Raw genomic sequence first — 13632 nt, 5'->3', positions numbered from 1 at the left:
GCAGGCCGGATATGTCTGGCCTACTTCGCTGCGAGAGCCGCTTCCGCGCCCGCCTTCAGTGCCGCAGCCTTGTCCGTGGCTTCCCAGGTGAACGTGTCACCCTTGCGGCCAAAGTGGCCATACGCGGCAGTCTTCTTGAAGATCGGCCGGCGCAGGTTCAGGCTCTCGATGATGCCCTTCGGCGTCAGCTTGAAGTTCTCGCGCACCAGCTCGATCAGCTTCGGCTCGCCAACCCTGCCCGTACCGAACGTGTCCACACGGATTGACACCGGTTCAGCCACACCGATCGCATACGCCAGCTGCACCTCGCAGCGGTCGGCCAGGCCGGCAGCCACAACGTTCTTCGCAATGTAGCGCGCCATGTACGCAGCCGAGCGGTCCACCTTGGTCGAGTCCTTGCCGCTGAACGCGCCGCCACCATGCCGGCCCATGCCGCCATAGGTGTCCACGATGATCTTGCGGCCCGTCAGGCCCGTATCGCCCATCGGTCCACCGATGACGAAGCGACCGGTCGGATTGATGTGGTACTTCGTGTTCTCATCCAGCAGAGCTGCAGGGATCACGGCCTCAATCACATGCTCCTGGATCTCCGCGCGCAGCTGGTCATTGGTCAGCGTGCTCTTCGGGTCCTTATCGCTGAACTCGGCATGCTGCGTCGAGATCACAACCGCATCCACGCGAACAGGTTTCTGGTTGGAGTCATACTCCACCGTCACCTGGCTCTTGCCATCAGGACGCAGGTACGGCATCTTGCCGTTCTTGCGCACTTCCGTCAGCTTCTCAGCCAAACGATGCGCCAGCGAGATCGGCGTCGGCATCAGCTCCGGCGTCTCGTTCGTCGCATAGCCGAACATCATGCCCTGGTCGCCCGCGCCACCCGTGTCCACACCCTGCGCAATGTCAGGGCTCTGCGTGTTGATCGTCGAGATCACCGCGCACGTATTGTGGTCGAAACCCTTGGTTGCGTCGTCGTAGCCGATCTCCTTCACGGTGTTGCGCACCAGCGTCTGGAAGTCGACATAGGCCTTCGTGGTGATCTCACCGGCCACTACAACAAGTCCCGTGCAGGTCAGCGTCTCGCACGCCACACGGCTGTAGGGGTCCTCTGCGAGGCAGGCATCCAGAATGGCATCAGAGATCTGGTCCGCGATCTTGTCCGGGTGACCCTCGGTCACAGACTCACTGGTAAACAAAAAACGATCGGTTGTAGACAAAGCTTTGAGCTCCTCAGTTCAAATAGCCGGACCCGCTGATGTCTCGTAAGGCAGGGGAGACACTCGAAGCGCCCGACGACCGGCATACCTGGTGCAAGGCCAAGCCTGCGCTGGCTCCGGTCGTTCCACCCACGCGAGAGGTACCCGGACAGGGGAACCCTACTATTCTACCCTCACACGCTGCCCCGTCCAAACCCCCACAGCCAGCAGCATAAATCCGCCCCTGAGCGGCAACCTCCTTCATCCAACGGCGCTTACCGCACGCGACCAAACAAAACGGCGCCCGCCAAAGCGGACGCCGTCGGTTGAGGTGAGAGACCGAACGTTAGAACTCGTACTTCAGCGAGTACTGGAGCTGACGAGCCGGGGATAGGGTTGACGTGATCTGACCGAAGGTGGAGGTTGTAGTCGCCGTTGAACCCGGAGCCGCATAGGAAGCAATATTGCCCACATTGAACGCATCGATGCGGATCTGGATGAACTGCTCCTTATACGTGCGGAACTGCTTGAACATCGAAGAATCGACAACGCGGTATCCAGGTGCCCGTTCAGTGCCGACGTGCGCCGTTCCGAAGGAAGCGGTGAGCTCAGCGCCATAGGCGCAGGGAGCGCCGTTCGTGTTCACTGGAGGGCCGCCTGACGCAGGGGCTGTGGTTGCGAGGCAGGGCAGTACATCCGGCCCTGTACCAAACCAATGCGCCAGCGAGCGGTTGACGATGTGTAGTTGGTGGTACTGGTTAGCACGTGCGCCACCACCGTTGTTCGACTGCGAGTTGTTGGAGGCGCCGATGGTGATCGGGAAGCCGGAGTACAGAACGGCCTCCGTGGACACCTTCCAGCCACCAATGGCCCAATCGACGAAGCGGTTGGCGTGGGAACCGTAATCACGTCCGTGTCCGAACGGCAGAGCATACGTGCCGACGAAGTTGGCTGCGTTACGGGTATCGAAGGCCGCTACACCGTAATCGCCATGCGGATCATAGATGTTCTGCGGGTACGTGCCTGGACCGTCGACGCCACCGGTACCGAAGTAGCCGGGGTTATTCGTCATGTTCTTCGAGAAGGTGTAGTTGAAGGTGTACTCCAGGCCATGCCACTGGCGCTGGCGCAATTGGACCTGCAACGCGTTGTAGTTCGAGTAGCCTTCCGCCAGTGTCAGGTAGACCTGGCCTCCAACACCGACGAGGGCCTTGAACGGCTGAGTCGCCGTATTGGCCGACCCCGGAATCGTCTGCTGGTTGTACGGTTCAGGAACGACGAGATGCTGTGCCACATTCCCAACATACCCAATCTGGAATGTAAAGTTCCGCCCCATGAGTGTCTGAAGGGTCAGGTTGTACTGCTGAATCAGCTCAGGCTTGATGTTCGGGTCCCAGGCCTCGTACTTGTTCGAAGCGCCAGGAGTAAGTCCGCCAACATTGAAGCCCTGGCTGACACGGACGGGTGTTCCACCGCTCGTCGCCGAAGGCGCCGTGCTGCTGTACGAATACTGCGGGATAAATGGAGGGTTCTGTGTGAGACGCTGCGCAGCGCCCATGCCTTCAAAGTCGTCCGTGATGCCGTAGCCGCCACGGATGACCATCTGGGGGTTCATCTGATAGGCAAACGAGACGCGCGGCATGAACTGCGTATGGTAGGCGTTGTACAGAGCGTTGCTGGCGCCGTTCTTGCCGGCAACGAGCAGGCAGTTGGGGCAGTTCTGTGGGTTCTTGACGTCGACGTTCACTTCCTTGCCGTTGACTTCATACATCGGCTGGTCATAACCATAACGCAGACCGATGTTGAGGGTGAGCTTGGGCGTTACCTTCCACTCATCTTCGCCGAAGTACGCCATACGATACTGGCGTTGACCATCTCGTCCTGCCGTACCGGATACGGCCTGGAGCTCGGACGCATCGATGACGAAGTCCGCAAAGCCGTAGCCGTTCGAACCGTTCGCGCGGGTGAACTCGCCGTTGTAGGCGAACTGGCCCATGTTGCCATTGTTGCTGGCGTAGTAGTAGTTCTCCTGGTAGCGCAGGATCTGTGCGCCACCCTTGATGATGTGTTTTCCGTGCAGCCAGGTCACCGTGTCGCCATAGTCGAAGATGTTGTCGATGGTGTCCTGCACAACACCCAGAGTGCCTATGTTCTTTTCCGCGCTGGAGATGTTCGTTTCCGTGAAGCCAGGGTACGGGCTGGCATAGGGATAGCCAACTTTCGTGTCGCTGCCTGCAGGGAAGTTGCCGAACGGATCGGACGGTATGCCGCTCAGATTAGAGATGCGCGAGTAGCCGGCGCGGAACTCGTTCTGCAAGTTCGGGCTGAAGGTGTGTACCTCGTTGAGGACACCGTTCCAGAAAGGATAGTCATCACCTCCCGGAAACTGGAAGGCAAGGACAGACACGATGGGCTTATCGTACGAACCACCATGAGTGAAGCGCGCCATGATGTTGTCTTTCGAAGTGGCCACATAGTCGACGCGGATGTCGCCTTGGTTATTCACGGTAGCAGTCTTGTTGTACCCGCCATAATTGTTGGTATCAGGCGAGTTGACATTGGTGCTGGGACGGTTCGGTAGCGGATAGAAGCTTGGGGTCGCGAACACAAACTGAGCAACAGGGTTGTTGACCGGAATTTGGTTATTCACATACGGCGTGGCTGCTGTGGTTCCATTCGTGGTGTTGTACAGCTGGATGTATGCTGCCGTACCTATGCCCCCTGTCCCCGTTCCAATAACGTGGCCATACTGATCAGGCGTTCCCAGAAACTCAGAGAAATCGCCCGTGCGCATTCTGGGTGTAGGTAGCGAGATGACGCTGGTTCCGGCCGTGGTCTGGCGAAAGCCCTCATAGTCCGCGAAGAAGAACAGCTTGTTCTTGAACACAGGACCGCCGATGGTTCCGCCAAACAAGTTCTGGTGGAAGACGCCCTTGGCAATTTTGTTGTAGTCGTTGCTCCAGGTGTTTGCGGTGCCGTCCTGGTTCTCGTAGAACGCATAGGCGCTGCCATGGAACTTGTTGGTTCCGGACTTGGTGACGGCAAGGATTTCGCCACCGTTCACGTTGCCGTATTCGGCGTCGGGGTTCCCAGTGATCACGCGCATCTGGCCGATGGCTTCAGGAGCGGGGTTATAGGCGATGGTGTTCTGCAACGGCTCATTAATGTCTGTACCGTCGAAGATGTAGTTGTTGGTCTGCATACGGTTGCCGTTGAAGGACGGCTGCGTCGACGAGGCAAAGGACGTGTCACGCTCTGTACCCTGCGTGCTGCCCAGTGAACCGTAGGTCGGCAGGACCGCGCCGGGGACGAAAACAGTTGCTGCGGAGAAGTTCTGGCCAGGCAGCGGCATGCTCTCCAGCGTATTGGCCGTAATCGTCGTGCCCAACGAAGCATCTTCCGTCTGCAGAATGGTTCCGCTGTCTGCGGCTACATCCACCGTCGTCGATACCTCGCCAACCTGCAGCTTCAGATTGACCTTTGCGATCTGGTCGATCTCAAGTGAGAACGGGTTCGTCGACGAAACCTCGAAACCTTTTCTGGTAGCTGTCACCCGGTACGTGCCGATGGCAAGCGTCTGGATGTTGTAGGTGCCGGTTCGATCGGATGTCGTCGAGGTCTGCACGCCAGTGTTTACGTTCACGGCAGTCACGCGTGCTTCCGGTACTGCGGCACCGCTCTGGTCTGTGACAACTCCACGGACCGTACCCGTGATGGTCTGGCCATATGCGGCACCGGCTGCCAGTAGGGCCGCCGCGCATATCGCCAGCAACCTCGTACAACGTTTGCGCTGATACATCTGAAACCTCCTGAAGGGGTGCAAAGGGTAGGTACGCACGCGGATCGTGCTCGTCGTGCCTATCGCGAACCTGGCTGCCATCTCTTCCGGTCAGCCGGCCCATGGGGCGTCTCACGAATCACTCGGTCCGGGCCACTACTCTGAGCGGGTTGCACCGGCTTTTGTGTACATCGCGTGACAATTTGCTTCCTTGAACACGCTGAACGTCCGAACTTTTCGTGATGAATGTCTATTATGCACTCAGCCAGCGTGAAGAAACAGCCGTAACCTGCCAGTATGTACAAAAAGTCGCTTGGCGATGTAAATCTATTCCGGCATGCGGTGCAGCCAGCTTTATACGGGGATGGCACACATGCAAATGAAGTAGTTGACTACTGATTCGGAGCAGCCACTTGCCCTGCCTGCGGCAGCAGCATCTGCGGTTGCAGCACCATCTGCCATGCAGCCCAACCCAGCGCCACCAGCACCAACAGCATCACCAGCACTCCCAGCCACTGCGTGCCTGTGTTCGACCGCTTGCCTACCCGGCTGCGCCGCACATTTTCAGCGAAAGACTCCCAGTCTTCTTCTGCCTCGACGGGCTTCGCATTCGGAAACCGCGCCAGCCACTCCTGCTCATCCAGACCCACGTAACTGCAGTAGTTCCGCAGAATCCCCTTATTGAAGATGCCACCCGGCAGCTGATCGTAGGCCTCTTGCTCCAGAGCGCGCAGGTGCCGTATCGGCACCTTTGTACCCTCTGCAATCGACTCCAGCGAAATCTGGCGCCTCTGGCGCTCCAGCTGCAACTCTCTACCGAACGACACGTCCTGCTCCGTTGACTTCCGCTTTAGCGGTGTGTGTTCACTGCCGTCAAACGGCCTATCCGTACAGGCCCTGGGTGTGGCTTCTTGCAGACTACAGTAGAGCGCAGACGCGGGCGTCGAGGATTGCTCCGGCAGCGAATTTGTCTCTGTCTGTAGTTCCATCTTGGTCCGTAGGTGCTTCTGCTCCGCTGCGTTCCAGATTGCCACTATTGTAGGCCAAAGCCCCTTGTTGCGAACCTCGTAGGATACCTCCGCCACTGGGCCGCCGTAGCTGTCCTTCCGGAGTGCTCATCCCCGGCGGCAGCCTCCGCGCCAGCACAGCCGGCAGTACCAGCAGCTTCTCCGCCAGCAGACCCCCGCAGTCAGTGCGCGGTATTGAAACGGTATCCGCTCGCGCCCCTGCGTAAACAGCGCCACATCCAGCATCGGCCGAGTACTCAGCGCATACACCAGCGCAAAGTGTGCCGATCCCGCAATCCACAGGAACCGGTTCCACCCTCGGGCCTTGGCTAACTAGCTTATGCCTGGGCCCCCGCCCCAGCCTCCGTTACGCATTGCATCGCCGCCTTCACAATCAGCGGCAGCGTCGCCAGCGCCATCGGCAAAAAGACCCGTACCTCATCCAGCCGTCCCATGCAGATCCACATCACGGCATAAGCCAGCGCGCTCACCAGCACCGCGCCGTCCATCCTCGCAGGCAGCTCTCTGCGCCGCACCCACACGCTGGTCGTCCACAGCAACGGAGCCAAATAGATCAGCGTCGCCGCCCACATCGTCGGCCGCAGAAAATCATGGGCCAGCATAAACGCCGGCACGCCGTCATAGCTCGCCTGCGGATACCGCACCTTCATTAGATACACCTGAACCCCGCCCGCAATCAGCACCCCGAGCGTACTCGTCACAATCGCTGCCCCGCGCCGCAGCGCAAGCTCCGGTGCCACCCGCATCACGCTCACCACCAGCACTCCCACGCACAACACCATCGCGATGTCCGCGCGCACAAAGCTCTGCATCGCCACCAGCGCCAAAATCCCCACGGCCGCACCCACCTCACTCCGCGCGCTTCGCCCACCCTGAGCCGACCACATCCAGACCATCGCAGCCACCAGCGCCGCCGTCGGCAGAGTCCCAATCTTCTGGTACCAGTTCAGCCAGTCCAGCGCATACAGCGCCAGCGCCAAAAAGCTCGCTGAAGCAAACCACCGCATCGCCGCGCCACTCTCTCTATAGCTTTCCGACCGCACCAGCAGCCGATACAGCACCCAGGTCGCAACCCAGCCGCCCACCAGGTCGAAGATCCCGAACACCTGGCTCAACCGCAGCGTATGCCCCGCCCAGCCAACATGCTCTGTCACCCAGTACGCCGCATCCGCCACGCCAATCCGGTACTGCTCCGGCGCACTCGCCCGCCCGGCGATCACGTCCATCCACACCTGCGGTGTATGCAGCAGCACCTGGTTGTAGTACCCATACCCACGCGAGCAGATGCCCACCAGGAACAGCACCAGCAGAGACCGCGTCAGCATCTCAGGCTGCATCGTCTTGCTTCTCATGCGTCGTCACTCTCCATCTAGCAGGTTCTCCCTACTCTAACCGTCGATTTCCCTCCCTCGCCACTGGCTCCTCCGCGCCGCGCCTGTACGTTCCCCATTCGCCTTGCGTAGACTGCACTTGAGTGCGCATCGAACTCCCCACGCGGATCTCCACCGCGAAGACCCTCATCTTCGCCGCAGGGCTCGTCTGCGTCCAGCAGCTGGAGCACACCAGTCTTGTCTTCAGCCTCTTCTTCTTTGCCTTCATCATGCTGGGCAACTTCGCCTTCAACGCCGGCGGAGGTTTCTCCCGCGTCTCGGGGGCTTACGTCTTCCTCTTCACCGTCCTCACAGCCGGCCTCGGTGTCACTTGGAAGGCCGTCCTTGGCGAGCCAGCAGACTCCAATCTGCTCGTCCCGCAGCTTGACATGGCCATCTACGCTGCCAGCAACTTTGCGCTGCTCGTCGTCATCCTCATCAACAAGCGCCTCACCGGCCGCTCCCAGGGCATCGCTCCCGGCAACATCGACTACACCCTCGCGGCACTCGGTTGTCTTGTCCTCGGCTTGCTCCAGTCCTATCTCAACAGCCTCGGCCTGGGCGGCCCCGGCAGCGCGCTCTCCATCGTCAATCAGCTCAGTGAGTTCTTCCCCCTCGCCATCATCCTCGGCACCATCGGCGCCATCCGCGACAGCGGCGGACGCCGTTCCTTCAACTTCGTCAGTCTCGCCTCCATCTCACTGATCTTTATCGGCAGCATGTTGGCCTTCACCAAGCAGGGCATGTTTGAGCCTCTCGCCTGTTGGGTCATGGCTGCGGCCTTTACGCGTTTCAAGCTTCGGCCGCTGCACTATGTCGTGCTCACCGTCGTTGTGGTCGGTTCGTATGTCATCTTCCCCCTTATCGCAGAAGGCCGCACGCGCGTCAGTCCCAATGCCACTGCTTCTGAACGCGCCGCTGTCGTCATCGACATCCTTACCCATCTCGACAAGGCGAAGCGGGACGATGCTGAAACCGCCGCCTATATAGTTGCCTCTGAGGGCAAGAGCGGCTACTACAACACCCCCCAGGGTTTCATCGAGCGCCTCTCCATCCTCTCCGCCGACGACGCCTTCTTCAACTACACCGACAAGGGTCACTACATCGGCTTCCGCCCCATCATTGAAGACTACGAGAACTTCATCCCGCATATCCTGCTCCCCGACAAGCCATTCCCCATCGGCGGTAACTACTATGCCCGTGAGATCGGCGGCATCCTCGCACCCGACGACGACTCCACCGGTATCTCCTTCAGTCCCATGGCTGAGGCTTTCCACGTCGATGGCTGGATCGGCATCTTCTTCGTCATGCCGGCCATCTGGCTCTCGCTCTTAGCCAGCCTCGATTACCTCTGTGGCGACCTTCGCCGCTCTCCATGGGGCCTGCTCATCGTCGTCTACCTTGCTCATTCCGCGGCCGAAAGCCTCCTCGCCTCTCTCATCTGGATGAGCGTCTACGGCAATCTCGGCCTCATCCTCGCGATCTTCTTCTGCACCCACTTCGCACCTGTCGTCGGCGCGTTCTTTTATGGTGGCAGCCGCAACCCTGCCGGAGACGCTGCTCCCGTCCCTTACGACCACCTCTCCCTCAGTCTGCCCCGGCCTCGTTCCTGACCTCTCACCACCTAATTCTTTTGCGACACGCCTCTCCGTCCGGCAAACCTATAGACTGGTCTACAGTCACGTACCGCAACCATGAACAAACTGATCATCGGCAATCTGGTCCACCGTCCTCTGCGCTCCATCATCAGCGCGCTCGCCGTCGCCATTGAGGTCGTCATGATCCTCTCCATCGTCGGTATCTTCTACGGCATCCTCAACAACAGCCGTACCGAGCAGTCAGGCACCGGCTACGACATGATCGTCCGCCCCAGCGCCACCGGCGCTCTGCTCAGCTCCGGCGCCGCCTCGGCCGACGTCCGCATCGCAGACGTCCTCCGCAAGATGCCGCACGTCCAGGTCGTCGCTCCCGGCAACGTCAAGCTCAATCTCAGTTCCTCAGTCGACAACATCGTCGGTATCGACTTCGCCAGCTACGACGCCCTCCGGCCCTTCGTCTTCACCGCCGGCGGTCCCTTCCAGCATCCTTACGACATGATCGTCGACGACCTCCAGGCCGCCGCAGATCCAAAACTTCGCGTCGGCTCCACCATCAAGCTCTTCAACCACAATTTCACCGTCTGCGGCATCGTCGAGCACGGCAAGGGCGCCCGTAAGTTCATCCCGCTCGAAACCATGGATGCCCTCGACGGCACCCCCGGCAAAGCCGCCACCTTCTTCATCCGCACCGACGACGCCCCAACCTCCGTAGCCAAGCAAGCTATCCAAAAGGAGGTCAAAAAAGAAATTCTCGCCACCGACGGCCTCCAGGACTGGTCCGTCCAGACCATTCAGGAGTTCCTCGCCGGGCTCACTCCGGAGCGCATCCCCGGCTTCAAGATCGCCCTCGACGTCGTCATCGGCATCGCCTCCATCATCGGCTTCCTCGTCATCTTTCAGTCCATGTACACCGCCGTAATGGAGCGCACCCGTGAGATCGGCGTCCTCAAATCCATGGGCGCCGGCAAGCTCTCCATCGTCTCCGTTGTTCTGCGCGAAACCACGCTGCTTACCTCCGTCGGTATAGCCCTCGGTGTGCTCTTTGCGTATGCTTTGCGCAACGGCCTTCACGCCCGTTTCCCAACGCTCAGCTTCCAGCTCACTCCCGCGTGGGACATCAACGCCATCATCATTGCCCTCTGCGGTTCCATCCTCGGGGCCCTCTACCCGGCCCTCAAAGCCGCCCGCAAAGACCCCATCGACGCCCTCAGCTACGAATAACTCTCTAGCCGTCTCTCCTTGTTCTTGTTGTCATTCCCAAAGGGAATCTGCTGTTGTCGTTGCTGTTGTCGTTGCTTTTCCGGAGGGAGCAGGGCCTTCAGGCCCCTGAAATCGATACCCAAATGGAGGGGGGCTTTAGCCCCGGCCCATTCCACAGGAGCCAAGCATGCGCCGAGCCACCACCCTCTTCCTGCTCCTGCTCGCCACCACGCACTGCGTCCTCTCCATCTTCTTCGTCAACACCAGCTACCTCTCGCTTGCCTCCTACGCCGCCGGCAACGCCCCGCTCCCATTCCAGCGCCGGCTCCTCCTCGTCCCCTTCGTCCGCTGGGCGCAGTCCTCATCGTTTCTCGCACACGCTGCTGCGCGCTTCACGCTGCATCTCACGCAATATGAGCCCCTCACCGCGGCCAAGCTTGGCTGCATCCTGCTCGGAATCGTCGCCGTCAACGCCCTCGGCCTCTTCTCGCTCGGCTACGCCCGCAAACTAGGCCTCCGTTACGACTGGCTCCTCTGGGCACTGCTCCTCGTCATCCTCTACGCCAGCTACGCCGCCCGTTTTGAGCAAGCTCTCTGGTACCCCTACGACCTCCCGCACTTCGCTCTCTTCGGCGCCGCCACCCTCTGCCTCCTCGCCGACGAGCCTTGGCTCTTCCTCGCCTTCCTCGCCATCGACGTCTTCACCCGCGAGACCTCCATCTTCCTCGTGATCGTCGTTCTCGCCGTCCAATGGAGGTCCTCTCGCCGCAGCCACGCCTGGCTCGCCTCCGCGGGCATCGCCACGCTGCTCTGGCTCGCCTCGCGCACCCTTGGAGTCGTCCTCTACCCGCACAATCTCCCTAAGCTCAATGCCGTCCCCTGGTACCGTATGGCCGCCCCCTGGCACTGGCCGCAGCTCTTCTCCATCGTCGGCTTCCTCTGGATACCCGTCTTCCTGGCCCGGCGCTCCCTCACCCCCACTCAGCAACGGACTCTCTACGCGGCCACTGGCTGCATGGCCGTCACCTTCTTCTTCGCCACCTGGAACGAGACCCGCGTCTGGCTTGAGTGGTCCACCCTCTTCGCCGCTCTCGCCGCCATCGAACTCCAGACCGCCTTCGCCGCATCCTAGGCGTTTCGTCCCGGCATTTGATGGATTGGTTTGAGGGTAAATCTGTCTGTGGTCACGCTAATGCCATTTTGACTATCGCGCCACATGATTGCGATACTCGAAAACCTCCGTTTCCCTATCTGAGTCGTAAGAGATACGGAGCAAACAGAGCCTCATGCCGAGCGTCGCGCTGACCGAGGACTTCATATAGATTCCGACCGCAATATGGGGTGTGCGGGAAGTTTCAGGATGCAGCGAGTCCCCACTGAAACCGTGTGGTCGAAGTAAATCTCTCCACCCGAACGTTCAATCACGAGCTTTGCAATCGAAAGCCCCAGGCCAGTGCCCTTGTTCGGTAAAGTTTCGCGCCGTGTACTGGTATAAAACCGATCAAATACTAACTCGCCCTCAGAGGACTCGATACCTGGTCCTTGGTCGGTCACTGTCATTTCGACAAACGTGCTTTGCGATTGGTTGATCGAATACGTCACTGTCACAATCGAATCCGCCGGGGAGAATTTGATCGCGTTGTGAACGACATTCATGATGGCGCTTCGTATTAAGCTTCTGTCTCCCGTAACGGAGAACGCGTCTGAAGTATCAACCTGCATTATCAATTGGGTCCCATGCTCCTCGGCAAGTACTTCAAGCAGGGTCGATACCTCATTGATGACCTCTACGAGAGAGAAGGTATTCGGGCCTACAGCCTGTGCTGCTTCCGCTTTTGCCAACAAAAGTAAGCCGTTGATCGTCTCTTCGAGCCGGGAAGTTTCTTCGAGGATGCTTGCAATAACTTCTTTGTCGTTGTCGGTACCATTTTGATGCCGAAGTGCAACTTCTCCAAGGGCACGCATCGCTGCCATGGGCGCTCGTAGCTCGTGAGCGGCGTCGGCGGTAAAGCTGCTCAACTGCTGGAATGCACGCTCCAGGCGATTCAATAGGTCGTTGAAGACCACGGCCATGTGTCCCAATTCGTCGTCGGGGTTCTCAATATCCAATCTGTCATGGAGATTCTGCGCGGTGATCCGCTGCGCCTTCTGGGCCATCTCCTCCAATGGCTCCAGCGCACGCTTGGCTATCTGATAGCCCGCGAATCCGGCGAACACGAGAACTACAGGTAACGCAATCAAAAGAATCTCAAAGAACTGAGCCATTCGTTCATGGAACGGAGCAAGACTATAGCCGAGGCGAATAAGAAGCACACGGCCTTGCATCGTGTGTAGATGACTGATCAAGAAGACATGTGTCCCATCGGGCATTTTGATAATGCGTCGATTGAAACCTTCGTTTCCTTCGTCCGGAAGAGAGGCTCCGCCAAGTGGCGCTCCATTGAGCGTTGGCGTCCTGTACAGTACAACGCCCGAAAGATCGCGAACCTCCATCAGCCGATCGATCAGCAAATGTGATTTGGGGTGGCTGAAATAGTTCTGCCGAAGTTTCAAGGTGCCACTTTGATCAAAGTACAAGAGCCCCTCGACTGTCTCAACATCCTGGACTTCATCGTGATAGATCTGATTACTCACGAATTTGTACTGAAATGCGAAGACGAGCACGATGTACACCGCGAGAATCATCGCTAAAACGGCTATGTACCAAACGGTAAGTCGGCTGCGAATCTGTTTTGCGAACAACAAGTTCATGCTTCGGGCTCCCGCAGACTGAAGCCAAGACCGCGAACGGTGTGCAGCAGCTTCACAGAAAAGGAATCGTCTATTTTCTTCCGAAGTCGCGTCATCTGTACGTCAATGACATTATCGAGCGGCGTAAAGCGCGAGTTTTCCTTCCATACATCTTTCGCGAGCATCTCACGCGATACCGTCCGTCCTCCATTCTCGGCAAGATAAAGGAGTAAATCGAATTCTCTTTGCGAAAGATCAATAGATTTCCCTGCACGGGTTGCGGTGCGGGTTCTTATGTTCAGGAAGAGGTCGGCGACACTTAGCAGATCGGAGGTCGGTTCCGGCAGAATGCGACGTAACAGCGCTTCGATTCGTGCAATCAGCTCCGGAAATGAAAACGGCTTGCCTAGATAATCGTCGGCACCTGTCTTCAGACCCTGAACTCGATCCTCGATGGTGTTATGCGAGGTGAGCATCAAGACTCGCACATCGATCCGGTTTCGACGAATCTCTCGGAGGAGATCAAGGCCGTCACGCTGCGGCAGGGTGATATCAAGCAGCAAGAGATCAGGTTTCCGGCTGTGAAGCCGAAAAAATCCTTCTTCTGCCGATGAAGCCCACGTCACATCGTAACCTTCCGCCTCGATCCCTGATACAAGGGCTGTGGCCAGTTTACTGTCATCCTCGATGATGAGGATATGAGATCGCCGGGATGCGTTATGCACGCGTTGCTCC

At 58.9% G+C, this 13632-nt stretch carries 9 protein-coding genes; 3 read left to right on the top strand and 6 right to left on the bottom strand.

All coding sequences use genetic code 11. From position 1 onward, the window contains the following. Nucleotides 1-20: 20 nt before the first annotated feature. The 4 genes from metK to GOB94_RS06915 all read right to left on the bottom strand — a co-directional run bounded on the left by metK (nt 21) and on the right by GOB94_RS06915 (nt 7351). On the bottom strand, nt 21-1214 hold the full coding sequence (gene metK, locus GOB94_RS06930) for a methionine adenosyltransferase (protein ID WP_182278106.1): 1194 nt from the start codon (nt 1212-1214) through the stop codon (nt 21-23). A 325-nt stretch (nt 1215-1539) separates the two neighbouring features. Continuing rightward, the gene (locus GOB94_RS06925; RefSeq protein WP_182278105.1) at nt 1540-4992 is read right to left on the bottom strand and encodes a TonB-dependent receptor; all 3453 of its coding nucleotides are present in this window, start codon (nt 4990-4992) and stop codon (nt 1540-1542) included. Nucleotides 4993-5363: 371 nt separating this feature from the next. After that, nucleotides 5364-5798 carry a helix-turn-helix domain-containing protein gene (locus tag GOB94_RS06920; RefSeq protein WP_182278104.1) on the bottom strand — a complete coding sequence of 145 codons (435 nt, stop codon included), beginning with the start codon at nt 5796-5798 and terminating at the stop codon, nt 5364-5366. A gap of 518 nt (nt 5799-6316) precedes the next feature. Beyond that, a complete protein-coding gene (locus GOB94_RS06915; protein WP_182278103.1) occupies nt 6317-7351 on the bottom strand; it encodes a hypothetical protein in 1035 nt (344 codons plus the stop codon). A 122-nt stretch (nt 7352-7473) separates the two neighbouring features. Here GOB94_RS06915 and GOB94_RS06910 point away from each other — a divergent pair, with 122 nt between their 5' ends. The 3 genes from GOB94_RS06910 (at nt 7474) to GOB94_RS06900 (ending at nt 11299) form a co-directional block, all read left to right on the top strand. Beyond that, nucleotides 7474-8982 carry a hypothetical protein gene (locus tag GOB94_RS06910; RefSeq protein ID WP_182278102.1) on the top strand — a complete coding sequence of 503 codons (1509 nt, stop codon included), beginning with the start codon at nt 7474-7476 and terminating at the stop codon, nt 8980-8982. Nucleotides 8983-9063: 81 nt separating this feature from the next. Next, the gene (locus GOB94_RS06905; RefSeq protein WP_182278101.1) at nt 9064-10188 is read left to right on the top strand and encodes an ABC transporter permease; all 1125 of its coding nucleotides are present in this window, start codon (nt 9064-9066) and stop codon (nt 10186-10188) included. 166 nt (nt 10189-10354) lie between these two features. Beyond that, the gene (locus tag GOB94_RS06900) at nt 10355-11299 is read left to right on the top strand and encodes a hypothetical protein (protein WP_182278100.1); all 945 of its coding nucleotides are present in this window, start codon (nt 10355-10357) and stop codon (nt 11297-11299) included. 182 nt (nt 11300-11481) lie between these two features. On the opposite strand, the gene GOB94_RS06895 is transcribed toward GOB94_RS06900, so the two are convergent. Beyond that, nucleotides 11482-12918 (bottom strand): ATP-binding protein, encoded by a 1437-nt coding sequence (locus GOB94_RS06895; protein WP_182278099.1) that lies wholly within the window; start codon nt 12916-12918, stop codon nt 11482-11484. Then, nucleotides 12915-13622, bottom strand: coding sequence for a response regulator transcription factor (locus GOB94_RS06890; protein ID WP_255484323.1), 708 nt, complete (start codon nt 13620-13622; stop codon nt 12915-12917). The genes GOB94_RS06895 and GOB94_RS06890 overlap by 4 nt, the downstream gene beginning before the upstream one ends. Nucleotides 13623-13632: the final 10 nt, after the last annotated feature.

The organism is Granulicella sp. 5B5 (assembly GCF_014083945.1).
In the GTDB taxonomy this organism is placed as follows: domain Bacteria; phylum Acidobacteriota; class Terriglobia; order Terriglobales; family Acidobacteriaceae; genus Granulicella.
Note: the sequence above shows the minus strand (reverse complement) of the source record. Positions and strands in the feature narration are given on the sequence as shown.

Bases quoted from the DNA above. Each gene is read 5' to 3' on its own strand.
- GOB94_RS06925 (WP_182278105.1), bottom strand. From the start codon at position 4,992: ATGTATCAGCGCAAACGTTGTACGAGGTTGCTGGCGATATGCGCGGCG.
- GOB94_RS06915 (WP_182278103.1), bottom strand. From the start codon at position 7,351: ATGAGAAGCAAGACGATGCAGCCTGAGATGCTGACGCGGTCTCTGCTG.
- GOB94_RS06905 (WP_182278101.1), top strand. From the start codon at position 9,064: ATGAACAAACTGATCATCGGCAATCTGGTCCACCGTCCTCTGCGCTCC.
- GOB94_RS06900 (WP_182278100.1), top strand. From the start codon at position 10,355: ATGCGCCGAGCCACCACCCTCTTCCTGCTCCTGCTCGCCACCACGCAC.
- GOB94_RS06895 (WP_182278099.1), bottom strand. From the start codon at position 12,918: ATGAACTTGTTGTTCGCAAAACAGATTCGCAGCCGACTTACCGTTTGG.